At 42.2% G+C, this 22,358-nt stretch carries 25 protein-coding genes and 1 other RNA gene; 3 read left to right on the top strand and 23 right to left on the bottom strand.

The genetic code is table 11. From position 1 onward, the window contains the following. Window position 1: 1 nt before the first annotated feature. From ACQCT8_RS12575 to paaA, 17 genes are all read right to left on the bottom strand, one after another. The gene (locus ACQCT8_RS12575; RefSeq protein WP_426871607.1) at window positions 2–1,426 is read right to left on the bottom strand and encodes a dihydrolipoyl dehydrogenase family protein; all 1,425 of its coding nucleotides are present in this window, start codon (window positions 1,424–1,426) and stop codon (window positions 2–4) included. Then, complete coding sequence (locus tag ACQCT8_RS12570) at window positions 1,426–2,625, bottom strand: dihydrolipoamide acetyltransferase family protein (RefSeq protein WP_426871605.1); 1,200 nt, start codon at window positions 2,623–2,625, stop codon at window positions 1,426–1,428. Before ACQCT8_RS12570 ends, ACQCT8_RS12575 begins: the two co-directional genes overlap by 1 nt. A gap of 22 nt (window positions 2,626–2,647) precedes the next feature. Next, the gene (locus ACQCT8_RS12565; RefSeq protein ID WP_426871603.1) at window positions 2,648–3,643 is read right to left on the bottom strand and encodes an alpha-ketoacid dehydrogenase subunit beta; all 996 of its coding nucleotides are present in this window, start codon (window positions 3,641–3,643) and stop codon (window positions 2,648–2,650) included. Then, window positions 3,640–4,707: a pyruvate dehydrogenase (acetyl-transferring) E1 component subunit alpha gene (pdhA, locus tag ACQCT8_RS12560; protein WP_426871601.1), complete on the bottom strand. Its 1,068-nt coding sequence runs from the start codon at window positions 4,705–4,707 to the stop codon at window positions 3,640–3,642. The genes ACQCT8_RS12565 and pdhA overlap by 4 nt, the downstream gene beginning before the upstream one ends. A 32-nt stretch (window positions 4,708–4,739) precedes the next feature. Beyond that, window positions 4,740–5,843: a Leu/Phe/Val dehydrogenase gene (locus ACQCT8_RS12555; RefSeq protein ID WP_426871640.1), complete on the bottom strand. Its 1,104-nt coding sequence runs from the start codon at window positions 5,841–5,843 to the stop codon at window positions 4,740–4,742. A 226-nt stretch (window positions 5,844–6,069) separates the two neighbouring features. Beyond that, window positions 6,070–7,023 (bottom strand): NAD(P)H-dependent flavin oxidoreductase, encoded by a 954-nt coding sequence (locus tag ACQCT8_RS12550; RefSeq protein WP_426871599.1) that lies wholly within the window; start codon window positions 7,021–7,023, stop codon window positions 6,070–6,072. Between the two features lie 71 nt (window positions 7,024–7,094). After that, window positions 7,095–7,970 (bottom strand): phenylacetic acid degradation operon negative regulatory protein PaaX, encoded by an 876-nt coding sequence (paaX, locus tag ACQCT8_RS12545; RefSeq protein ID WP_426871597.1) that lies wholly within the window; start codon window positions 7,968–7,970, stop codon window positions 7,095–7,097. A 74-nt stretch (window positions 7,971–8,044) separates the two neighbouring features. After that, window positions 8,045–9,283 carry a thiolase family protein gene (locus tag ACQCT8_RS12540; protein WP_426871595.1) on the bottom strand — a complete coding sequence of 413 codons (1,239 nt, stop codon included), beginning with the start codon at window positions 9,281–9,283 and terminating at the stop codon, window positions 8,045–8,047. 12 nt (window positions 9,284–9,295) lie between these two features. Beyond that, window positions 9,296–10,150, bottom strand: coding sequence for a 3-hydroxyacyl-CoA dehydrogenase (locus tag ACQCT8_RS12535; RefSeq protein ID WP_426871593.1), 855 nt, complete (start codon window positions 10,148–10,150; stop codon window positions 9,296–9,298). Between the two features lie 72 nt (window positions 10,151–10,222). After that, the gene (locus ACQCT8_RS12530; protein ID WP_426871591.1) at window positions 10,223–11,740 is read right to left on the bottom strand and encodes an aldehyde dehydrogenase family protein; all 1,518 of its coding nucleotides are present in this window, start codon (window positions 11,738–11,740) and stop codon (window positions 10,223–10,225) included. Window positions 11,741–11,755: 15 nt separating this feature from the next. After that, window positions 11,756–12,529 carry an enoyl-CoA hydratase-related protein gene (locus ACQCT8_RS12525; protein WP_426871589.1) on the bottom strand — a complete coding sequence of 258 codons (774 nt, stop codon included), beginning with the start codon at window positions 12,527–12,529 and terminating at the stop codon, window positions 11,756–11,758. A gap of 16 nt (window positions 12,530–12,545) precedes the next feature. After that, window positions 12,546–13,325, bottom strand: a complete 780-nt coding sequence (locus ACQCT8_RS12520) for an enoyl-CoA hydratase-related protein (protein ID WP_426871587.1) — start codon at window positions 13,323–13,325, stop codon at window positions 12,546–12,548. Next, entirely contained in the window at window positions 13,318–13,626 is a 309-nt protein-coding gene (locus ACQCT8_RS12515) for an EthD family reductase (RefSeq protein ID WP_426871585.1), read from the bottom strand. Before ACQCT8_RS12515 ends, ACQCT8_RS12520 begins: the two co-directional genes overlap by 8 nt. 49 nt (window positions 13,627–13,675) lie before the next feature. Next, window positions 13,676–14,185: a 1,2-phenylacetyl-CoA epoxidase subunit PaaD gene (gene paaD / locus ACQCT8_RS12510; protein WP_426871583.1), complete on the bottom strand. Its 510-nt coding sequence runs from the start codon at window positions 14,183–14,185 to the stop codon at window positions 13,676–13,678. Window positions 14,186–14,207: 22 nt separating this feature from the next. Then, window positions 14,208–15,011, bottom strand: a complete 804-nt coding sequence (paaC, locus tag ACQCT8_RS12505; RefSeq protein WP_426871581.1) for a 1,2-phenylacetyl-CoA epoxidase subunit PaaC — start codon at window positions 15,009–15,011, stop codon at window positions 14,208–14,210. Continuing rightward, complete coding sequence (paaB, locus tag ACQCT8_RS12500) at window positions 15,008–15,361, bottom strand: 1,2-phenylacetyl-CoA epoxidase subunit PaaB (RefSeq protein WP_426871579.1); 354 nt, start codon at window positions 15,359–15,361, stop codon at window positions 15,008–15,010. Before paaB ends, paaC begins: the two co-directional genes overlap by 4 nt. A 15-nt stretch (window positions 15,362–15,376) precedes the next feature. Next, on the bottom strand, window positions 15,377–16,330 hold the full coding sequence (gene paaA, locus ACQCT8_RS12495) for a 1,2-phenylacetyl-CoA epoxidase subunit PaaA (RefSeq protein WP_426871577.1): 954 nt from the start codon (window positions 16,328–16,330) through the stop codon (window positions 15,377–15,379). 415 nt (window positions 16,331–16,745) lie between these two features. Here paaA and ACQCT8_RS12490 point away from each other — a divergent pair, with 415 nt between their 5' ends. Then, a complete protein-coding gene (locus ACQCT8_RS12490; RefSeq protein WP_426871575.1) occupies window positions 16,746–17,198 on the top strand; it encodes a hypothetical protein in 453 nt (150 codons plus the stop codon). A 3-nt stretch (window positions 17,199–17,201) separates the two neighbouring features. Here ACQCT8_RS12490 and uvsE read toward each other — a convergent pair whose 3' ends face one another. Beyond that, window positions 17,202–18,074: a UV DNA damage repair endonuclease UvsE gene (uvsE, locus tag ACQCT8_RS12485; RefSeq protein ID WP_426871573.1), complete on the bottom strand. Its 873-nt coding sequence runs from the start codon at window positions 18,072–18,074 to the stop codon at window positions 17,202–17,204. Window positions 18,075–18,209: 135 nt separating this feature from the next. Between uvsE and kynA the strand changes: the two genes are divergently transcribed. Next, on the top strand, window positions 18,210–19,055 hold the full coding sequence (kynA, locus tag ACQCT8_RS12480) for a tryptophan 2,3-dioxygenase (protein ID WP_426871571.1): 846 nt from the start codon (window positions 18,210–18,212) through the stop codon (window positions 19,053–19,055). A 64-nt stretch (window positions 19,056–19,119) separates the two neighbouring features. Here the strand turns inward: kynA and ssrS are convergent. From ssrS to ACQCT8_RS12455, 5 genes are all read right to left on the bottom strand, one after another. Then, a non-coding RNA gene (gene ssrS / locus ACQCT8_RS12475) (6S RNA) lies at window positions 19,120–19,314 on the bottom strand. 62 nt (window positions 19,315–19,376) lie between these two features. Continuing rightward, window positions 19,377–19,751, bottom strand: coding sequence for a nucleotide excision repair endonuclease (locus ACQCT8_RS12470; protein ID WP_426871569.1), 375 nt, complete (start codon window positions 19,749–19,751; stop codon window positions 19,377–19,379). 127 nt (window positions 19,752–19,878) lie between these two features. Beyond that, complete coding sequence (locus tag ACQCT8_RS12465; protein ID WP_426871567.1) at window positions 19,879–20,064, bottom strand: DUF3813 domain-containing protein; 186 nt, start codon at window positions 20,062–20,064, stop codon at window positions 19,879–19,881. Window positions 20,065–20,066: 2 nt separating this feature from the next. Next, the gene (locus ACQCT8_RS12460; RefSeq protein WP_426871565.1) at window positions 20,067–20,231 is read right to left on the bottom strand and encodes a hypothetical protein; all 165 of its coding nucleotides are present in this window, start codon (window positions 20,229–20,231) and stop codon (window positions 20,067–20,069) included. A 353-nt stretch (window positions 20,232–20,584) separates the two neighbouring features. Continuing rightward, window positions 20,585–21,703, bottom strand: a complete 1,119-nt coding sequence (locus tag ACQCT8_RS12455) for an NAD(P)/FAD-dependent oxidoreductase (RefSeq protein WP_426871563.1) — start codon at window positions 21,701–21,703, stop codon at window positions 20,585–20,587. A 148-nt stretch (window positions 21,704–21,851) separates the two neighbouring features. Between ACQCT8_RS12455 and ACQCT8_RS12450 the strand changes: the two genes are divergently transcribed. Beyond that, the gene (locus tag ACQCT8_RS12450) at window positions 21,852–22,277 is read left to right on the top strand and encodes a hypothetical protein (protein WP_426871561.1); all 426 of its coding nucleotides are present in this window, start codon (window positions 21,852–21,854) and stop codon (window positions 22,275–22,277) included. Window positions 22,278–22,358: the final 81 nt, after the last annotated feature.

Raw genomic sequence — 22,358 nt, 5'->3', positions numbered from 1 at the left:
ACTATACATTAATTTTTGAATGACCGGCGGCCAGGTGAATGGCTTTGCCTGTTAATGCTTCAACTGCTTCTAATAAGCCCTCGCTTACACTCGGGTGTGCATAAAGTCCAAAGGTCAGATCTTCTGTGCGTCCTGCCATTTCAAGAGCTAGCACACTTGATGCGGCAAGCTCTACTGCCCCTTCACCGATTGTATGGATTCCGAGTAAAACATCTGAGTCTTCATCTATGAGGACCGTGACCATTCCTTCTCTGCTTCCCGTTACTGCCGCAATTCCCAGTGCAGCCAGAGGAAACGAAGCTGTTCTAATATTTTTATATATCTTTTCTGCTTCTTCCACAGTCATGCCACAGCTTGAAACAGGCGGATTGGTATGAACGATAACCGGCATAAATCTGTCGTCATATTCACTGCTGCAGCCTGCAATTACTTCAGCAGCGACTTTCCCCTGTTTGATAGCTTTAACAGCGAGCGCAGGACCTTCTGTAATATCACCCACTGCATAAATCCCCTCTATCGACGTTTGACAGGCAGGGTTTATGAGGATATGACCGTCTTTCCCTGTCTTCATTTTCAATCGATCTGCACCAAGTTGAAAGCTATTCGGTTTTCGGGGAGCAGCTTTCACCATGTGAGACGCTGTAAGAGTGGACGATTGTCCATCTTCTCCTTCCAGCACGATCTTAATTTCCTCCTCATTCGTATCTACCTGCTTGACTTCTTGATTAAAATGCATCTTGATGTTCCTTTTTTTGAAAATTCGTTTTAACTCCTTATTAATAGAAGCTTCAAATTGAAAATCTTTCTTTTCCACTATTAACGTGACTTTTGCTCCAAGCTGCTGAAACGAAGAAGCGGCCTCGAGTGCAAGATAGTCATTCCCAATGACTGCCAGATGCTTTGGAATTTCCTGCAGAGCATAAACAGATTCATAATCTAATAACCGGTGATCTTCCGTTTCTTTCGTGCCGGTTTTTGAGCAGCCTGCTGCGATGATGGCGGATGAGAATCTGTAAATCGAGAAGGTATGACCGCTTTCGACTCCAATCCTGTCTTTTGATAAAAAATAAGCAGAGCCTTTTATCCGTTCAATCCTGTTTTCATGAATCAGTTTTTCAATTCCGCTCTGAAGCTGGGCTATAACTTTCTGTTTTGTGTTTTGCAAAACAGATAAATTAAATGATGCTTCACTTACCTCAATTCCCAATCTTGAAAAAGAGAGCAATGAATTTCTTTTTTTGCCAGCTTCAGCAAATAGTTTAGAAGGCATGCAGCCTGTAAATAAGCATATGCCTCCTACATTTTCTTTTTCAATCAGTGTCACTCTTCTTCCGAGCTGAGCGGCCCTTATTGCAGCCTGGTACCCCCCCGGCCCCCCGCCGATCACCACAACATCTTTTTCTTCTGCAATTTCCCCTACGACCATTATGTTAGCTCGACCATCATGGAAAATGGCTGTTCAATCAGTTCAGCAAATCGATTCGTAAACATAACAGCACTTCCTCCGTCTATAATCCGATGGTCATATGTCATTGAAATATTCATCATAGATCGAATGACAATTTCATCCTGGGTATTTACCATCGGTCTCTTTTTTATTTTGTGAAACGCCATTAGGGCTGATTCCGGGTAATTGAGAATGGGGGTTGCTCCTATACTTCCTCCAAGCGGACCTGCATTGCTGACGGTAAATGTGCTTCCGGTTAATTCAGCAATCGAAAGCGCTTTCTCTTTAGCTTTTTGTTGAATTTCTCTCATTTCCTCCTGAAGAATCTGGAATGATTTTTGAGAAATATTTTTTAAAACAGGCACAAGCAACCCGTCAGCAGTGTCCGTAGCCAGCCCAATATGAATTGCAGGATGAAGCAAAATCAACTCATTTTTTTCATCCAGAGACGAATTAAAAACAGGAAATTCTTTTAAGCACACACCCAGTGCTTTTATAAAAAAGATCGTTGCAGAGATGTTTCTTCCATCTTTCTTCAACTGTTCTTTGAACTGAAGAAGCTCTGTAACATCCACTTCTTCAAAATGAGTACAATGCGGTACTGTGAAAAGGGACTGGGTAACCTTATTTCCAATTTTTCTTCGTATTCCGGTGTAAGGAATGCTGCTTTGAGTCTCTTTTACCATTTCTTCCATTTGCGCAGGAGTTTGATTGCTTGGGACTTTCTTCATTCTTATCGCCGAATAGATGTCATCCTCTGTAATTCTCCCTCCAGGACCTGACCCATCGACCATTTCAATAGAAATTTGGTGTTCCCGTGCAATTTTCCTGGTATAAGGTGAGGCAAGGATACGTTTTGCTTTTTTTATTTCTGTACCTTCTACATCAGGGACCTTTATGAAAAGATCTTTTACAGCAGGACCCGGCTCTCCCTGCTTAGCTGAATTAACTGCTTCTATCAGCATTATTGTGGTTCCAACCTGAATAGTAGACCCCGGTTCAACGATAAGTTCTTTTACAATACCAGATGAAGGGGAAGGAATTTCAGCAGTCATTTTATCGGTTTGAACTTCCACCAGCGGATCATCTGCTTTCACTTTATCACCTGGTTTTACAAAATAGTGAGTTAGCTCAGCCTGCGTCATTCCTTCTCCAATATCATGAAGCTTGATTTCCATCCAGACACCTCCCTTCTTTGACTTAAAAATTCACCACATCCATTACCGCCTTCACCACCCGTTCTGGCGTTGGAAGGTAAAAATCTTCGTAGCCAAAATACGGAACTGGCATATCAAATCCTGATACCTTTGCTGCAGGTGCTTTTTGATATAGAAAAGAGGTTTCATTTATGATTGATATAATATCGTTTGCTACGCTGCTCTGGGGATGCGATTCTTGAACGATGACTGTTCTTCCCGTTTTTTGAACAGAAGAAGCTATCAGATTTTCATCAATAGGAGACAGCGTTCTTAAATCGATTACTTCACAAGATACATTCTTCTGCACTAAAGCTTCAGCTGCTTTCATTGAGACTGAAACCATTGCTCCCCAGGTAATAATGGTTACATCCTCTCCCTCCAGGATTTTTTTCCCTTTCCCAATTTCAACCGTGTATATTCCTTCCGGCACATCTTCTGCATTTGACCGGTACTGCCGCATAGGTTCAAGGAATAACACAGGATCAGGATCTTCTATAGCCGAAATCATAAGACCTTTAGCATCATAAGGACTCGAGGGACATACAACCTTCAAACCCGGCATATGAGTAAAAATGGATTCTGTGCTGTCACAATGGATCTCGGGCGCGCGCACTCCCGCTCCATACGGCGCACGTATAACGATTGGCACAGTAAAATGTCCCATCGTTCTCGATCGTAACCGAACCGCATGTGTCATTAATTGCTCATATGCCGGGTAAATGAAACCAAGAAACTGAATTTCGACCACCGGCTTCAGCCCGTTTGCTGCCATTCCAATTGCTGCTCCTACAAAACCCGCTTCGCTTAATGGAGTGTCTATGACTCGATCTTCCCCGAAAGCCTCCAACAGCCCTTCCGTTACTCGAAAAACACCCCCATTTTGACCAATATCTTCTCCAAGCAAAAGAACTCTTTCATCTTCTTTCAGCATGACGGAAAAAGCCTCATTTATGGCCCCGGCCAATGTTAACGGTTTTCTATCAACTGAGCTTTTCACGAGTTACCTCCCAACAGATCCATTAAATACGATTTTTGTTTAATAAGAGATGGAACCGGATTTTTGTAGACATGATCAAATAAAACGACAGGATCCGGGGCAGGGAAATCTTCCATTTCCATTACAGCCTGCTCTATTTCTTCAGCGGCTTGCTGTTGAATATCCTTAACCCATCTATCTTCATACCACCCGTTTATCTTCAAGCTTTTTTCTATGCGTAAAATTGGATCAAATTGCTCCCGCCTAACCGTGCTTTCCTGCTGGTCCCGATACTTTGAAGGGTCATCAGCGGTTGTATGAGCTCCGTAACGCCACGTTACCGCCTCTATTAAAGTGGGACCGTTTCCAGCTCGTGCGCGTTCAAGCGCCTGGGTTACGTAATGGTAAACCGCGTAAACATCATTCCCATCAATCCGGACTGACGGAATATCATAAGCAAGTCCTTTTTGTGCGATCGTCTTGGATCTCGTTTGTTTGTTTACCGGTACGGAAATAGCGTATTGATTGTTTTGATTGAAAAAGATAACAGGAGACTGAAAAACAGCTGCAAAATTCAGTCCTTCATGAAAATCACCTTCAGATGTTGCACCATCTCCGAAAAACGCGATAGCAGCATTTTTCGTTCCTTTTCTTTTTTCCGCAAAGGCTGCACCTGCTGCATGGGGAATTTGTGTTGCAATCGGAATTCCAGGAGGGAATATCTTAAGTCCGTCAGGAGGAATATTGCCTTCATTCCGCCCGTTCCAAAATAATAGAATATTACGCAGGGAGTGTCCGAATGTCATGGCTGCTCCATGGTCCCGATACGTTGGAAACATCCAGTCGTCTTTTAACAGACACAGAGCGCTTCCAACCTGCGATGCTTCCTGACCTTCAAGCGGGGCGTACGTGCCAATCCTCCCCTGCCGTTGAAGTGAAATCGCTTTTCGATCAAACGTTCTGATTCTGAACATATTTCTATAAAAGGTTTTCGTTCGCTCCTCAGTTAAAAGTGAACGTAATTCTTCACTGGTCCACTTACCATCCGGGTCAAGCAGCTGCTGAATTGGATACGTTTCTTCCATTGTTCTTCCCCTCTCCTTTCCAGGAATCACTGTCATATCCTGACCGCCCATTTTGGCCGTTTCATATGAGAGAAAAAACTGTTTCTTCGTGCTCTTGACCGCATTCGCTGTTCACAGAAAAGATTTGAAGCTTCCACTGTCGTCATCCCATTTTCTTCAGCTGTTCTGTAAATATTAAGGAGTGAGAGGTAAATGCCTTTTGTTTGTCTTAATACTCTTTCTTTATTGGGTTCGTAAAGTTCGTCTGCTACCTGGATTAATCCGCCTGCGTTAACAATATAATCCGGTGCATAAAGAATGCCTTTTTCCTTTAGAGCCTGCGCATGCTCCTCTTCAAGCAGCTGGTTATTAGCTGAGCCTACGATGGCTTTTACCTGCAATTGCGAGATGGTTTGATCATTAAGAACCCCGCCCATTGCGCAAGGAATAAAAATATCCCCTTTAGCATCATAAATCGCATCTCCCTGCACCACTTCAACTTCTACATTCATTTTTTCACCAAGCGCTTGAATATGCAGCAAAGAAAGTGGATTCAAATCCGATACAACCAGTTTTTTTGCCCCTCCAGTGATTAACTGTTCTGCAACTTTAGCTCCTACTTTTCCAAGACCCTGAATAATATAGGTTCTGTCATGCATTCCATCAGATCCATATAATACTTGATTCGTAGCCTGTAAGCCGTAGATCACCCCGTGAGCTGTTGGAATGGACGAATCCCCGCTGCCTCCGTAAACCTCATCCACTCCAACAATACAATTGGTCTCTTTTAACGCATGAACAAAATCTTCAGGTGTTGTGCCCATATCGGTTCCGGTATAAAATCGCCCGTTCAGCGACTCTACAAATTGACCGAATGACCTGAATAATTCAGGGCTTTTGTCTTTTGACGGGTCTCCGATAATTACAGCTTTTCCTCCCCCAAAATCCACATCTGCTGCAGCACATTTATACGTCATTCCCCTGGAAAGACGCAAAACATCTTCAAGTGCATGATCCACACTCTCATACGGCTGCATTCTGCACCCTCCCAGTGCTGGTCCAAGAGATGTATTATGAATCGCAATAATCGCCTTGAGACCTGTTTCTTCATCATTGCAGAAAACAACCTGTTCATGGCCTTTGATTTTTTCAAACATCTGCACGTGTAATTCCTCCTCATTAAAAGAAAACGCTTACATTTTTATTAACATCAAAAGCGTTTATCAAGCGGCCCCTATTAATATTTTTTACCTTAACTCTTACTGATAAATTTATGTTCTGTCCTTGGATGATTAACAGAAAACATATGACGTTATTTTAACGCTATAATATCATTTCGTATTATCAATAGTCAATATATTGAAAATAATCAGTTATTACAATTTACATCGGCAGTTTTTGTTGAGCAGAGCTTAAGCTGGTCTTAGCCTCTGCAACCATAGTTTTGATCAAAGCCTCAACAGAAGGAGTATCTTCTATGAGGCCGGAAATTTGTCCCCCGTTTAAAAAGCCTTCTTCAAGCCTGCCTTCAATAGCTCCTGACAGATGACGAATTTCAGAGGTTGCATCAAGATATTCGTTGACCGTCATTCCTTTTTCTTCTGCTTGAAATACACTTTCTATATAAGGTGTAGGCAGAACTCTTCGTACTTTTCCGACTGTCCGCCCAGAAATCAGTGTGCCATCATCACGACTTGAAACAATGGCAGAAATATAATTAGCATGCACACCAGACTCTTTTGTCGCGATAAGCCTTGTCCCCATCTGCACACCGCAGGCACCGAGTGCGAGTGCCGCAGCTAAACCACTGCCATCCCCGATTCCTCCGGCTGCTGCCACCGGAACAGCTATAGCCCGGCAAATTTGAGGGATTAAAGCCATAGTTGTTGTTTCAACGGGAGAATTTATTCCCGCTGCTTCAACCCCCTCGCCAATCACGATATCAGCCCCTGCTTTTTCTGCTTTAACTGCCTGAGCAACAGTTCCTGCAACCGTCAAAACTGTGCAATGATGCTGCTTTAGCTTTGGGAGATATGGAGCTGGATTTCCGGCAGATAAAGAGACAACTTTAATCTGGTGTTTTAGGACAAGCTCCAGTAATTCAGCAGCATGTTTGTTAACAGATAGAGCGATATTGACCCCAAAAGGCAGACTGGTTTTTTGCTTTGTTTCAACAATCATTTTTTCAACCTGTTCAGGCTCCATTGTTCCTGCTCCAATCATGCCAAGACACCCAGCATTTGATACGGCTGCAGCAAGTGCAGCGTTGGAGACATTCCCCATGCCGCCTTGAATAATCGGATAAGTGATGCCCAGAGTCCGGGTTAAGTTGTTCATGCGTTTCCCCCCTGCTTTTAGCGATCTACTGCTTAACCAGCCTGATCAACGTTGATCTAAGAAACAAGGCTTTAGTTGATCATAAATGGATGATCCATCGCATTAGAAGAGCTGTTTTTCAAAGTCAGTTCGTTTCCCTCTTCAAAAACGGATTCAAAAAATCTAAGGGCAGGCTGTGCAAGTTCACTGTAATAAGCGTCGAATAAAGAAGCTGCCTCATCTCCCAGCCATTTATCAGGCAGGAGTTCCTGCGGGAGTCCGGGATCCACAAATAGAAACTTTCGGTACTCATGCACAAGCTCTGTCCGCTTTACAAAACACTCCGCATCGGAAATTTTTCCGTTCTGAATCTGTTCTTTGTCCGTTATGTATTTCGGATCGTATTCATTGATAAACCATGAATACTTTGCATTGATTTCATCTAAATCCCAGCTTTTATTTACGAGACTTTGGTTTGTTTGAGGTCCAATATAGTCAGCAGTGAAAAAATCTACATACTCACCAATTTCATATTTTTCGATTAACCCTTTAACCTGTTCCTCAAGATTATTGGGTGAGATCCAGCAGCTTGTCGATAGAGAGCCGAACCCGCTCCAAACCAGTTCCTTACGAAGTTCATCCCTGACCGAACGGATCTCTTCCGGTATCGTATACATCAGCATTCTCCACTTGCCGTCCCACTCTTCCGGCTTCAGTTTAAATATTCTTTTGGCTGCCTCCTCCATTCTGGCAGACCCTCTTTGTGTAAGGGAATAAAAGCTTTTATTTCCCTTTTTTTCACCTTGAACCCATCCCTGCTTGTTCATACGGGATATAGCCGCACGAACCGCCTGATCATTGTGGCCAAATTCATTTAAAAGGCGTATTAAGCTTCCAACCCAGATTTTATTGCCATAATGCCTGATATAATCACCATACAAAGTAAAAATCATCGACCGTGTATTCATCCCGTTTTTCATCCTTTACTTCAATCGGTTTATTTCTTCTAGTTTAATCTTACCACGATCCCTGTCCGATTTCTTTAGAAGTCAGCTTGTTGGGATGAATGACTAGGATCTGTGCAGCAGCGTTCTATAATCGTCGTAATCCCCTGCCCAACTCCAACACACATGGCTGCAGCACCGAATCGTTTGTTTTGTTTGTTTAACTCATGCACAAGGGTTGTCAGAATGCGTGCACCGCTTGCTCCCAGCGGATGTCCAAAGGCAATGGCTCCCCCATTTACATTCACCTTTTCTTCCTTAATGCCAAGCTCCTGAATGCAGGCCAGTGTCTGTGCAGCAAATGCTTCATTTATTTCAAACAAATCAATTTCTTCAATGGTGAGACCCGCTCTTTTTAATGCTTTTTCGGTTGAATACACGGGGCCAATCCCCATCAGAGATGGCTCCACTCCTGCTGCAGCAGAACATACATAACGGGCTAATGGCTTTATATTGAGTGCTGATGCTTTTTCTTCAGACATTAAAAGAAGTGCTGATGCCCCGTCATTGATTCCGGAAGAGTTTCCAGCTGTAATAGTTCCGTGTTCAAAAAGCGGCTTAAGGTTCTCTAATTTTTCAATAGATGAATTTTTTCTCGGGTGCTCATCCATCACGACCTCTGCTTCATTTCCATATTCATCTTTTACCGTCAGTGCTATGATTTCATTGCTAAAACGGTTTTCGTTTATCGCGTATTGAGCCTTTTGTTGACTTGAAAGCGCAAACTGATCCTGTGACTGTCTTGATATTTTGTACTTGCGGGCTAGATTTTCTGCTGTTTGAGGCATGCTGTCTGTACCAAATTTCGATTCTATAATTGGATTGCTAAACCGCCAGCCAATTGTCGTGTCCATCAATTGCTTGTTTCCTCGTTCAAACGGGTCTGCGTGTTTAAGCATGACATATGGTGCCCTGGTCATGCTTTCGGTTCCGCCTGCTATGAAAACATCACCCTCTCCTGCTGCAATTGCCCGGGCAGCATAGTTCACTGCATCGAGTCCCGAGGAACAAAGACGATTTATGGTGACTCCTGCTATTTGAACGGGAAGTCCGGCAAGTAGCGCAGACATCCTGGCTACGTTCCGGTTTTCTTCGCCTGCTCCATTTGCGTTGCCAAAAACAACTTCTTCAATCATTGACGGGTCTACAGAAGGATTTCGCTCAAGCAGCTGTTTTAAAACTGCAGCTCCCAAGTCGTCGGGCCTGATGGTTTTTAATATGCCGTTATACTTTCCAATTGGTGTCCGAATGGCGTCCACTATGACCGCTCTAATCATGCTTTCTCGCTCCTATCCTTTGCCGGTGTAAGTAAATACGCCCCGTCCCGACTTTCTTCCAAGCCGCCCTGCCTTCACGTACTTCACCAGCAGAGGGGCAGGCCTGAATCTCTCCCCCAATGTGGAGTGCAAATAATCCAAATTATTTAATCTTGTATCTAATCCCACTAAATCCCCCAGTTCAAATGGTCCCATAGGATAATTAAGGCCAAGCTTGATCGCTTTATCAATTTCCTCAGGAGACCCAAGCCCTTCCTGAAGCATATGAAAGGCCTCATTTCCAACTAACGCAGAGATCCGGCTGGTTACAAACCCTGGGGATTCATCAATGACCACTATCTCTTTTTTTAACCGCTTTGCCAGATGCAATGTTTTTTCAACCGTTTCATCAGAAGTTTCAAGCCCCCGCACTACTTCAATCAAAGGCATTTTATGAACCGGATTAAAAAAATGCATTGCCACAACTTTTTCAGGTCTGCTTGTACAGGAACCTAATTCCGTCGGGCTCATGGTAGATGTGTTTGTAGATAAAATTGTGGCAGCATCTGAGTGGAGATCCATTAGTTTAAATACCTGTTTTTTAATTTCCATCTTTTCCGTTACGGCTTCAATAATAAAGTCTGCCTGGCTGAAAGCTGCGGGAAGGTCCGTTGTATAGCCTATATTTTCGCTCACTCTTACTGCTTGTTCCGGTTCAATCTTATTTTTTTCCACACCTTTATGCAAAAGACCGCTGATTGTTTGTTCCGCCTTTTCCAGCTGCTCATGACTTATGTCGGCGAGCGTAACGTTTAGATTGTTCAGGCCGGCTATGTAAGCTATTTCTCTTCCCATAACCCCGGCACCTGCAACTGTAATTCTTTCCATAGGATTTCTCCATCCTTCCCCTGCCCAAAATCACTTACGGAACGATTGAAACTCCGTGAATGCATTTATTCTTTAAATGCCAAGTGGATTTAAGGGCTTACTGCCGTAGTACGCAACAATACTTTTGGTTTCGCAATACAGATCCAGTGTTTCAACACAGAGCTCCCGGCCAAAACCTGACTGCTTGTACCCGCCAAACGGTGTCCCCGGAAAAGCGGAAAACGGACAATTGACCATTACAATGCCTGCCTCAATTTGCTTAGATACCCTTGTTGCCCTTGCATGATCTTTTGTCCAAATCGCTGAGCCCAATCCGTATTCGCTGTCATTGGCAAGTCGAACAGCTTCTTTTTCATCCTTAAATTTCATGACTGTTACTACTGGACCAAATATTTCTTCTTTCACCGCTTCCATATCCTGCGTGACATTTGTCAGAATAGTAGGTTCATACCAATAGCCATTTTCATAACCGGAAACAACCGCCTTTTGTCCACCCGTTTCAACTGTAGCTCCTTCTCTTACGGCAGATTGAACAAATCCATCTATGACATTAAGCTGATCCTCATTAATAATTGCCCCTACATGTGTTTCTTTAAGAAATGGGTTGCCAAGCTTTAGTTTTCTTGTTTTCTCTATAAACATCCTCATAAAGTCATCATAGATGTTATCCTGCACATATATTCTGGATCTGGCTTCACAGGATTGTCCCGAATTATAAAATATTCCAAATAAAGACCCATCTACAGCTGCTTCTAAGTCCGCATCCGCAAATACAAGACTCGGTGATTTGCCTCCCAGCTCTAATGTGACTCTTTTTAGCGTACTCGAGGCTTTTTCCATAATTTTTCTGCCCACAGGGGTTGAGCCCGTGAAAGCAACTTTGTTTACTTTTTTATGTTCCACTAAATAGTTGCCAACATCCTGACCGGAACCGGGTACGATATTGACCACACCAGCAGGTACACCAGCCTCTAGACAAATTTCCCCTAGTACAATAGCTGTCAGTGGAGTCAAGGAAGCAGGCTTAACGATGATAGAACAGCCAACTGCAATAGCCGGTGCCACCTTCCACGCAGCCATCATCAACGGATAGTTCCATGGAATAATCTGTGCACAAACCCCTATCGGTTCATGTTCTGTGTGGTTTTGAAAAGCACCCGGCATCGCATTTACACTTCCTCTGTGGCTGACAACCGCCCCAGCATAAAATTCAAAATCCTCAATCGCCTGCATAACCTGACCCTGCGCAGCAGCTAAAGATTTTCCGGTATCTAAAATTTCCAGTTCAACAAGTTCGTTAAAGCGTGCTCTCATAATACCGGCAATTTTATTCAGGATCCTAGATCGCTTATTAACCGGGAAATGCCTCCATTTACCGTGATCAAATGCTTGTCTTGCAGCTTCAACCGCCAGTTCTGCATCCTCAATGGTTCCTTTTGAAACCCGGGCGATTTCTTCTCCTGTAGCCGGATTGACAGTTGTAAAGGTTTCTCCGCTTACCGATTCTCTTCTCTCTCCATCTATAATTAAGTGATAAGAACTTCTCTTCATATCCAACTGTTCGATAGGCTGCTCTTTCATTGTCGACATATTCATCATCCCTTCTTATTTGCCTTTAAAATTTGGGGTTCTTTTTTCTTTAAACGCTGCAAGACCTTCCTGATGATCAGCAGACTTGCCTGCTATTCTTTGACTATAGCTTTCTTCAAGCAAATAGGAGTGAAGGTTTTCATTCCAGCTTTTTTGAAGAAGCTTCTTAATAAGGCCAACTGCTACTGTGGGTTTCTGAGCAAGTATTGCGGCAAACTCAGCTACTTCCTTCTCCCAGTTTTCCTCTTTCACGACCCGGGTCACGAGACCGGACTTTCTGGCTTCTTCAGCGGTAATCTTTTCACCAAAAACAGCAAGTTCCATTGCCTTCGCATGTCCAATTAATTTAGGTAGATAAAACAGATTAGCGGAATCCGGAATTAATCCTACGTAGATAAAAGCTTGCACCAGTTTCGCTTTTTCGTGCATGAGCCGGAAATCACAGGCCAGGGCCAGGCTTAACCCAGAGCCTGCTGCTGCACCATTTATTGCTGCTATTACTGGCTTTTTAAGAGATGCTATCTGGAGCATTACAGGCATATATCGAGTTCTGATGACTTCACCATGATCCAGTTCTTCTGTTACACCATCCAAATCTTCACCGGCGGAAAAAGCCTTTCCGCTGCCTGTAATAACCACGCAGCGCACAGACGTTTCTTGCGCTGCTTTTTTAAGCGCAATCATCAGTTCCTTGTGCATCTCTTCGGTAAAGGCGTTTAATTTATCTTTCCTATTCAATGTGATCGTTGCCACGCTATGACTTACTTCATAGAAAATGGTTTCAAACATCGAAACAGCCTCCTGATTATCTGCCTTTAAAATCAGCCTTTCTCTCTTCTTTATAAGCCCGCATCCCTTCTTTTTGATCCTCGGAAGAAAATAGTATATAGAAATTTTTTCTTTCCTGCTGCATTCCTTCAGTGAGAGATAACTCATTCGCTTTATGTACGGACTCTTTAATAAGCCTGACAGAAAGCAGCGGTTTTTTTGCGATAGCTTCTGCCATTTTTTCTGTTTCTTCCACTAGAAGCTCATCGGGAACGATACTTGAGACGATGCCATATCGCAATGCATCCGCAGCCCAAAAGCGCTCTCCTGTCAACAGCCATTTCATTGCCCTTGTATGTCCAATCAGCTTTGTCAGCCGCTGCGTTCCGCCTGCTCCGGGCATAATACCAAGCCCTGCTTCCGGAAAACCGAATTCGGTGTTTTGACTCGCAAGTAAAATGTCACAGCAGAGCGCCAACTCGAAACCTCCGCCTAAAACGAATCCATGTACTGCTCCGATAATTGGTTTTTTAATTCTTGCTATACGGTCCCAATCACTGAATTGATTAAGGAGTTCTAATTCGATCGAATTTTTATCGAGCATCTCGTCGATGTCTGCACCGGCAGCGAAAGCCCTGCCTGCACCTTGAAGCACGATTACCTTAACGCTTTGATCCTGGTCAAAATTCTCCATCGCCTGAACGATCTCTGAAACCATCTTTGTGTTCAATGCATTCAGAACCTCGGGACGATTTAATAGGATCGTCCCTGCGTTTTTCTCAATTCCTGTCTGAATGTACATCCATTGATTATTCATGAACCTCTTCACCGACCATTAATGTGACAAGATCTCCCGCAAACGACATGACGTCTTTTCCTGAAGCTTTTGCTTCATCCGTCTTCATCGCTTTTTTAAACGACTCATGACTCTCGTACACCATTTCGCACATTAAATAATAGGGTGCTTCTCCACCCATTGGACTCCCAGTCATCTTTGTTACCGTCATCTTTTGCAGCCCTGGAATGGATGCTGTTATGGGGCTGTGGGTTCCAAAATAGTGCTCATCAAATTCTTTTTTGTTTTCCGGCTGTTTGTAAAGTGCGATCAGTTTCATCATAGTAACTCCAACTCCTTTTAGTTTATGGGAAAAGGTTTCTTTTCCTTCATTACATCCAATTAGAGACCGGCTTCATGGCCTCAAAAGGATTTTTACAGCTTTTACAGTACAAAATGCTGCGGCAGGCTGTAGGCCCAAACAGATTATCTAAAGTTGTATAAAGTGAACCACAATAGGGGCAGGCTGCCTGCCACTCACCAGTGGTACCTGTTTCTTTCATAGGCGGAGCGATTCCAAACTCTTTCAATCTGATTTTTCCTTCTTCACTGATCCGGTCCGAGGTCCACGGAGGATGATGAATAAATTGAACATTAACCTGGTTAACCTCTTTTATATTTGTAAACGCTTTCAAAATCGTGGTCTTGATTATATCAAGGGCAGGACACCCCATAAAGGTGGGAAGAAGAAAAAGAGTCAGCGTACCATCTTGCATCTCCGCCCGTTCCACCATACCCAGTTCCAAAATACTGATTGAATCAATTTCCGGATCTTTTACAGACTGTAGTACTTGATCAATCCTGATTTTTTCTTCAACGTTTAAACCGGCATGCCATATCAAAAGAATCTGCCTCCTGTCTTCTTCACCAGGCTGCTGCTGGATCTGTTCGGTAAACCTCGGTTAAAGTCGTTAGTGCATGCTGAAGTTCCTGTGTATGTTCACCAAATCTTCCTCTTCCTGAAAGGTGACTAAAGCTGCCATCATATGGAATAGATAATGTGTGAAATACCGGTTTTACACTATTATGAAATCTCTCAAGTAATACGGCCTCTTTATCAATGATCTTGAGGTTTGCCATTTCAGCTGATAATGGACCTAATGAGAAGACGTCCGAGAATTCCTGTTCAACACGGCTTATGGCTTCAAGCATTCTTCTCTTTGCCTCTCCCCCTGAAAGAATCAGCTGTTTAAACCACACTGTCCAGTGCAGAATATGGTAGTGCAGCTCTATGTTTATTTTTACAGCTGCATGAGCTAGAGGTTCATAGGCTGACTGCTTTAAAGATTCAAGTTTAATTTTTTTTGCAGCAGAGTAATAAAATTGCCTGACCACAGTAAAAGCCCAATCATAGCGGGGTTCCTTTAAATAATGACCTGTACCATTTGGAAGTTCACAAAGAACCGCATTTTTGCGCTTACCTCCTTCCCTCGCATGAGAAAGGTCATCCATATTTCCCTCACCGAGCTGCTCAAGCAGGCCGTAGAACATTGCTGCATGCCCCATTGTGTCCTGACTGATTGAAGAAAAAGCAACATCTTCTTCAATATGAGGAGCAAGACCAAGCCATTCTGAACCGCGATAGGCCAGAATAAAATCATCATCAGCAAGCTGGTAAAGCAGTTCAATAACTGCATTTTTAAAAGATGGAGTCCCCAATTCTGTCATTTCTTCATTTTCCCTCCCCACGAAAAAATCTCTTTTTCATCGAGCATTTCCTGCTCATACTGCCGCCATTTCTTTTGAAGATAGCCATATCCTTTTGTATTTCTGTAATCCTTATTGTCAATTCTCAGCAGTGACATTCTTTCTTCCGGTGTCATTTTTTTTATTGATGATCGTTTCATCACCCATATATCTGCAACAGGCTCGCGTCTCATAAAATTTTCCTGAGCAAGGACGAGTGCCATTTCTTCATTAGGAGCAAGCAGGCTGAATTGATATTGCATTGGTGAAGTTGCCGTTCTTTTACTAAATACCTCATATTCCTGAAAAAAACCTGCTGTCTTTGCGTTCAAACGAGCCATCCCCTTCTATATAGCCTCATCTGATTGAGCCAGAGCTTCTCTCACCCATTCGTTATTTTCATAGGAAAGCGCTCTTAATCTTAAGCGTTCTTGAGATTTTGGCCCTTTATTTTTCACGATTTCTTTAAATTTTTCCCAGTCCGGCTGCTGATAGATCCACTTTTCCTGTTTTTCATCATACAGCATTGTTGAATCAGGTATAGTCAGACCAATTGACAGGATCCTTGGAACATATTTAGTGAAAAAGTCCTGACGCAGCTCCTCATTTGATTTCGTGCGAATTCGATATTTTGCCGTAATATCCTGTTTTGTTGAACCAGTAGCTTTGGCATCCCCAGGCCCGAAAAACATCAGCAGCGGCTCCCACCAGCGGTCGACTGCCTCCTGCACCATTTTTTTTTGATCATCGGTTCCTTCTGCGAGTGCCAATATAATAGCCTCTCCATGCTGTGCGTGAAACACCTCTTCTGCACAAATCCGTTTTAAGGCACGGGCATAAGGTCCATAAGAGGCATTCAGCATATTCGTTTGTGTAATAATAGCAGCACCATCAACCAGCCAGCCAATTAAACCGGCATCTCCCCAGCTTGGCGCTTCCATATGAAAAACATTGTGAAATTTCAACCTGCCCGTGAAAAGATCTTCCATAATGTCTTCCCGTGTTCTTCCCAATGGTTTGATCAAATCCTCCGTGACTCTTAACAACAGCTGTCCATGTCCCATCTCATCCTGAACTTTTGCCATGATGCCGAGCTTTCTTTTCAGTGTAGGGGCTTTGGGAACCCATTCTTTTTCTGGCAATGCTCCCATGATTTCACTAATTCCATGCATGGAAATAAGCTTAATCAATACATTTCGGTACTCATCCGGCATCCAGTCATCTGCTTCAATTTTTTCTCCAGCCTCAATGCGCTCCATAAACCTGATGTTCTTATGCTCTAACGATTCCAGATTGATCATACTACCACCTTTTTATATGACGTTATTTTAACGTAATTATATAATAACGTTATACTTTGTCAATATTATTTTCAGAATTTAACAAAAATATTTATAGAAATTTATCGCTGCCTATTCTATCTTTCATGTTTAGTTGCATCTTTAAAATGACGAAAAACTTTAGAAGTACGGGGTGAAAGAAACGGATAGAGGAGTCAGCGGGTTATGAAAGCAGGCGCAGTTTAGCGCCATCCCTGCAGGAAGCGCCTGTCTGAAGAGCAGTAAACAGATAAATGAGCCTTGAGACAGTTTCGTCCCAGGCTCATTCTAATAGCAAATAAAGATTTATTTTTTTCAAATCTTTTCAAAAAGGTAAAGATAGCAAACACTTTCGAATACGTATGAAATAGACACGTTAAGAAATGAGGGGGATACGATGAGAAAAAGAAATTTATCCTTTATACCCGTGCTGCTTTTCATCATCGCAGGGGTGATCATTCTAATTGTTCTCTTTTTTCCTTCTGAAAAAGATCAGGTCATAGAAACTGCAGAAGAATTTTATACCCTGGAACAGCAGGGGGAAGCATCCTCTTCCTGGGATTATCTTCATCCGGACCTACAAAAAAGATTTTCAAAGGATCAGTATATTATCGACCGTTCGGCATTAGTGAATGAGCATTTTCAATCTGACTCTTTTTCTTATTCCTTGGGCTCTCCTGAAAAGATAGACAGCTGGCAGATGACAAATGAAGCGACCCCCCTGCCTGTTTATCAAGTTCAGGCAACCCTCAGATATAACAGTGTATACGGAAAAATGGAAATGGTTCAGTACCTTTATATTACTGAGCTTGATGAAGAATGGAAAATCCTTTGGGATTACAATTTTTGATGCCTATCCTCTTTCTTTATGAAGATGCGGCAAAACGGATTGTTCCTTTAGTTTAGCTTCGAACATGATGTCTGCATCCACTCCATCCAATAGTTCCAAAAAAACATCCAGATCTTCTTCTAAAATCATATCATGATGGCTGCGGTCAGTTGAATGTGTTTTCCCGCTGCTGATGTGACATTTAGGCTTTTTGTCTCCCCAGCTCTTCCACACTTCATCCAGTAAAGGCTTTAGTTCCTCTTCTCCAGGATTGCAGTTGTGATGATGAATATCAAAGCATATAGGCGCACCTGTTTTTTGATACACCTTTACAACATCCTCCAACGCAAAAGATTTATCATCATTTTCAATTCTCAGGAGGGATTTAATCCCATCTGGCAGCCGATTGTAATTTTGGGCAAACCTTTCTATAGCTGCTTCTTTATCTCCGTACACCCCGCCAATGTGCAGGATCATATCCTGTCCATTAACTGCATTCATCATTCGTTCGTGATAGGTTAAATCGTTTATCGTATTTGCAACAACAGCCGGATTCTTCGAGTTCAGTACATTATATTGACCCGGATGACAACTGAAGCGCATTGAATATTTAATTTGCAGTGCTTTTATTTCATCTGTAATTTCTACTACATCTTCATCAGTCCACCACTCCCAGTCATTAATTTGATGAGTGGCAAATGGTACAAGATCACTGCTGAAGCGATAAAAATAAATATTGTGCTGAAGATTCCATTTTACAGCCTCCAGCGTTTGACTAAAATTACTTAGCGTCAGCTCCTTAATATAGTCGATTCCTTTTTCTTCTGCCGTTTTCAAGCGGCAGGTTCTAAATTTAGTTGGGATCGTTAAATTAATGCAGGCATAACCAAACCTCATTATTGCACCTCTTCTTAATGCCACGCTGCTTCTTCTCTTTAGCCGGCTAGTATTGTTTACCATGTATTTATCACGTTACAATAAAGGATAAACGGGGATGTGACAAATTTTGATGTGTAAAAAAAGGGGGAAAACATGACACTAGATCATGATCGGTCAAAACACGGCGAAAAAAACATTCGAACGGATTTTAAGGATGCGATGACCTACGGTGAATATTTGAGTCTTGATCAATTGCTTGATGCTCAAAACAGATTATCAGACCATCACGATGAAATGCTCTTTATCGTTATTCATCAAGTAAACGAGCTTTGGATGAAATTGATTTTACATGAATTAACTGCCTCTATTAAAGCGATCCAAAATAATAAACTAGATGCCTCTTTTAAAAAGCTGGCCCGCGTCTCCAGAATTCAGGCTCAAATTATTCAGGCATGGGATGTACTCTCTACCCTCACTCCTGCTGAATACAGTGAATTCAGGGAATCGCTCGGAAATGCCAGCGGCTTTCAGTCATTTCAATACCGTATGATTGAGTTTGCTCTTGGATATAAAACTACTCATATACTTAAAATATACGAAAAAGATCAAAAGCTTTCACAAAGCTTACACGATGCACTGCATGCCCCTAGCCTATATGATTCAGCTGTTCAGGCACTAATCCGGGCTGGATTTCCAATTGACCACAACGTTTTAGGCCGCAATATGACTGAACCATATACTGAAAATGACTCTGTCCTGCAGGCATGGCTTTCTGTATACAAGAATAAGGAAGAAAATTGGGATTTATATCAGCTGGCAGAAAAACTGGTAGATATTGAAGATGGAATGCAGCAGTGGAAATTCAGACATATGAAAACAGTGGAGAGAATTATAGGTTTTAAACAAGGAACAGGGGGTTCCTCCGGGGTTCACTATTTAAAAAAAGTACTGGATCAGCGTTTTTTTCCGGAATTATGGGACCTGCGAACAAATCTTTGAGGCTGGCAGCACTTTTTTGAAATAGAAAAAAAGCCGATCCATAAATGGATCCGGCTTTTTTACTTTGTCGGCCGCCTTTGCCGTATGGATTAAGAAAGTTTTAAACCACCACTCCTCAAAGTGGGTGTTCGCAAAAACATTCATGTATGTCCTCCTTGTCTTATAGACGAAGGCTTGCCAATTCCGTTTTTATTTAAAACTCCCTATTACAGCTTAAAGGTTAAAACTTACTTAGTTAGTACGAACAACGCAGCCTGTTGATAAATCATATAATAATCACTTCGCAAATGCAATAAAAATGATCCGCAATCATACGACAGATTATTTATAAAATACTTTTTCAATATTATATTTTGACTGAAACTCATTAATGATATAGGTTTCGTAAATATCACGTTCCATTGGATGATCTACAACAGATACATCAATGCGGTAAATTTCATCCCGGTGATTCTTTACCGGTGAAACTTGATCTTCAAAGTGTTTTTTTATCCGCTGACGCAGTTTTCGTGCTTTTCCTACAAAAAGCAATTCATCATTAACATTGTAAAACATGAAGATGCCGCCTTTATCGCGGGGAATCTCATGGAAATCAATAAATCCGTATATGGACTTTATTGCAGGTTCTCCTTCTGAAAATGATTGCTTTCTTTCCGTAATGCTGACATCAATTGCTGGCATTTCAATAGTAATCATCGTTTCACGTCCTCATCTAATATAAGAGTTTATCGTATCATACTCATTGGAAATAGGCTATAAATTCCGTGTAATGTATGTAGTAAACCAAAAGAAAGCTGGAAAACACAGCTTTCTTTTGGTTTTATTACAGGGTTTCTTCAAGGTGCCTGATCTGTTCCTGCATTCCTCTCAGCTGTTCCTGTTCGGCCAATGTAGAATTCGCGAAAGCAGAGGAAAGACCGTTTTTAGCCTTAGCGATATCCTCTGGCTTTTTTGAAAATTGCGCCTGACTCACAAATTCCCTCGCTTGTTGATAGAGCTGATTTTTCATGCTCAAAAACCGCCAAGTGTCGTATCTTTTATAGCATCGGGATCTGCAGCTGAACGCCCATTAGCGGTTTCAGCATACGTAGAGTGGTAAGGAATGCGCTGATCGTGCTGCGTTACAGCATTTTTGCCTTGCTGAGTAAATCGCTTTGATTTGCTTCCTTTGCCCATCGTCCATTCCCCCAGATTAAGTTTGCACTAGTAGATGTGCACTCTTAGTATGAGGAAAAGCCGACATTTTAGTGCAGGTATTTTTTTACTTCTGGGATATTTTACCTTGAATTTTTTTTTGCTTATCGTGCATTCTAATTAAGGCAAGGAACGAAATACTCCAAACGGGGTGAGGGCTTTGGACGATCATCGGACTATTTATTTGTCAAATCATTTTCATGTAAATGAGGTGTTTGTCAAAGATCAGGATCATGACGTATAAAACCATTCGTTATTTTGCATAAAATAGTATCACAATGGGATACTATTTTAAACTGCCGGGATTATTCCCGGCAGTTTTTTATTTATTATGCTTATTCAGTAATTGCACCTGAAACGGGGTACTGGTTCACATCAATGTCTGTTTCCTCACCACAGACCAATTTAGATAACTGGTGCCCCAGATAAGGACCAGTCGTTAATCCGGAAGCCCCTAAGCCATTTGCGAGGTATAAACCTGTCATTTGCGGTATTTCTCCAATAACAGGGAGAAAGCCCGGGGTAAATGGACGAAAGCCTACTCTGGTTTCACTTACTTCATAATTTGTCAATCCTGGAGCTGTTTTCAGTGCTTTCTCCAATATTTCAGCCATTCCTCCTGCTGTCACCCGAAAGTCTATACCGGCATAATTTTCATGAGTAGCTCCTATAATAACTTTTCTTGACGTGCTCGGCACAATATATTGGTCATTGGGAGGCATAATGACAGGCTGATCACATTTGGTTGCATGCTCTCTTTCAAGATGAATGATTTGAGCTTTTTGCGAGCTGACAGACAAATTTATTCCAAGTGGCTTTAAAAGCTCTGCTGCCCATGCACCAGCAGTAATAATAATTTTCTCACCAGGAAATTCCTGGTCATTCACTGCTGCCCCTGTAACTTTGTTTTCTTCATAAAGGAGACTCGCACTTCCTTCAACAAATGTCGCTCCATTATTGCGGGCTCCGTTCAGCAGGGCATCTCGAAGTGCTCTTCCATCAACCCTTGCAGCGCCTTCAACGAAAAGCGCTTGAAAATCGTTTGATAATTCGGGAAAGTATTCCCTCGCCTGCCTTCCCTGCAATTTCCTGATTTCCCCTATTTCAGGTGCTGCTGCTCTTTTCTCTTTTGCACGGCCTTCCATCTTATTTAGCTTCTCCTCATCACTATGCAGACTAAGGGCCCCTACTTTTTTATAGCCTGTCTCCGTCTCTCCATCTTCTTCAAGCATTGGAATAAGGGATTCATAATACTTCGCGCCGTTTTTTGCAAGTTCGTACCAGGCTTTATTTCTTCTCTGCGAAAGCCACGGGCAGACAATCCCAGCAGCAGCATCTGTTGCCTGCCCCTTATCTTTTCTGTCGATGATTAGTACGTCTTCTCCTTTTTTTGATAAATGGTAAGCAGCAGATGCCCCGAGTATGCCCGCACCTATAATAATGATTCGACTCATAACGAAAACCAATCCTCCTGTTTTTATATGCTGTTTATTTTACCTAAAGCAGGCAATCCCCTCAAATATGTGTTCTTTTTGTAGGCGGTCTGGATTTTTTTGCGGTTTTATGCTACAATATAGGTTAAGTAGTTAGGAGGGATCCGTTATGACAATTCAAGTTCATAACTATGTCTACGGAATTGAAGCTGCTGCCTCCATCCTCGGGTTAACTGAAAGTTCAGTAAAAGATCAAATGAATAGTCAAGAACTATATTCAAATCAAATTGATTCAAACATTGTGTTTAATCGCGCTGAACTTTTTGACAGAAGATATAAATCAATCAATGAGCAAATTAAAAGTTTAACCATTATGTACAAGTCCATTCCAACTTTTGATGACAAGCTTACCATTGCCAATGGAAACCAACGGCAGGATATTGCAGAAATTCTTGCAGAACTTGAACGCTCCGTTCTTTCAAGGGAACTGCAGGGATATCAGGAAGTCAGAATACGACATAAAGAAAAAGAGATTAATATTACCTGCAATATAAGATATTACAACGATAACATCAAGGTTATTTTTTTCAGATAGAAAAAAGCTTTTCGCTCCCGCCGAGTGAAAAGCTTTTTTATTTCACAGCTATATTTCACATCCTGCACACATAGAGTACTT

Origin of the sequence: Jeotgalibacillus proteolyticus (assembly GCF_050107735.1) — a bacterium.
In the GTDB taxonomy this organism is placed as follows: Bacteria; Bacillota; Bacilli; order Bacillales; family Jeotgalibacillaceae; genus Jeotgalibacillus; species Jeotgalibacillus proteolyticus_A.
This window is presented reverse-complemented; position numbering and strand designations above follow the sequence as displayed.

Bases quoted from the DNA above. Each gene is read 5' to 3' on its own strand.
- ACQCT8_RS12540 (WP_426871595.1), bottom strand. From the start codon at position 9,283: ATGATTAGAGCGGTCATAGTGGACGCCATTCGGACACCAATTGGAAAG.
- ACQCT8_RS12555 (WP_426871640.1), bottom strand. From the start codon at position 5,843: ATGTTTGAAAAAATCAAAGGCCATGAACAGGTTGTTTTCTGCAATGAT.
- ACQCT8_RS12470 (WP_426871569.1), bottom strand. From the start codon at position 19,751: ATGATTACTATTGAAATGCCAGCAATTGATGTCAGCATTACGGAAAGA.
- ACQCT8_RS12520 (WP_426871587.1), bottom strand. From the start codon at position 13,325: ATGAATAATCAATGGATGTACATTCAGACAGGAATTGAGAAAAACGCA.
- ACQCT8_RS12465 (WP_426871567.1), bottom strand. From the start codon at position 20,064: ATGAAAAATCAGCTCTATCAACAAGCGAGGGAATTTGTGAGTCAGGCG.
- kynA (WP_426871571.1), top strand. From the start codon at position 18,210: ATGACACTAGATCATGATCGGTCAAAACACGGCGAAAAAAACATTCGA.
- ACQCT8_RS12525 (WP_426871589.1), bottom strand. From the start codon at position 12,529: ATGTTTGAAACCATTTTCTATGAAGTAAGTCATAGCGTGGCAACGATC.
- uvsE (WP_426871573.1), bottom strand. From the start codon at position 18,074: ATGAGGTTTGGTTATGCCTGCATTAATTTAACGATCCCAACTAAATTT.
- ACQCT8_RS12450 (WP_426871561.1), top strand. From the start codon at position 21,852: ATGACAATTCAAGTTCATAACTATGTCTACGGAATTGAAGCTGCTGCC.
- pdhA (WP_426871601.1), bottom strand. From the start codon at position 4,707: ATGGAAGAAACGTATCCAATTCAGCAGCTGCTTGACCCGGATGGTAAG.
- paaC (WP_426871581.1), bottom strand. From the start codon at position 15,011: ATGACAGAATTGGGGACTCCATCTTTTAAAAATGCAGTTATTGAACTG.
- paaX (WP_426871597.1), bottom strand. From the start codon at position 7,970: ATGAATACACGGTCGATGATTTTTACTTTGTATGGTGATTATATCAGG.
- ACQCT8_RS12575 (WP_426871607.1), bottom strand. From the start codon at position 1,426: ATGGTCGTAGGGGAAATTGCAGAAGAAAAAGATGTTGTGGTGATCGGC.
- ACQCT8_RS12570 (WP_426871605.1), bottom strand. From the start codon at position 2,625: ATGGAAATCAAGCTTCATGATATTGGAGAAGGAATGACGCAGGCTGAG.
- ACQCT8_RS12530 (WP_426871591.1), bottom strand. From the start codon at position 11,740: ATGTCGACAATGAAAGAGCAGCCTATCGAACAGTTGGATATGAAGAGA.
- ACQCT8_RS12550 (WP_426871599.1), bottom strand. From the start codon at position 7,023: ATGAACAACTTAACCCGGACTCTGGGCATCACTTATCCGATTATTCAA.
- ACQCT8_RS12455 (WP_426871563.1), bottom strand. From the start codon at position 21,703: ATGAGTCGAATCATTATTATAGGTGCGGGCATACTCGGGGCATCTGCT.
- paaA (WP_426871577.1), bottom strand. From the start codon at position 16,330: ATGATCAATCTGGAATCGTTAGAGCATAAGAACATCAGGTTTATGGAG.
- ACQCT8_RS12535 (WP_426871593.1), bottom strand. From the start codon at position 10,150: ATGGAAAGAATTACAGTTGCAGGTGCCGGGGTTATGGGAAGAGAAATA.
- ACQCT8_RS12490 (WP_426871575.1), top strand. From the start codon at position 16,746: ATGAGAAAAAGAAATTTATCCTTTATACCCGTGCTGCTTTTCATCATC.
- ACQCT8_RS12460 (WP_426871565.1), bottom strand. From the start codon at position 20,231: ATGGGCAAAGGAAGCAAATCAAAGCGATTTACTCAGCAAGGCAAAAAT.
- ACQCT8_RS12515 (WP_426871585.1), bottom strand. From the start codon at position 13,626: ATGATGAAACTGATCGCACTTTACAAACAGCCGGAAAACAAAAAAGAA.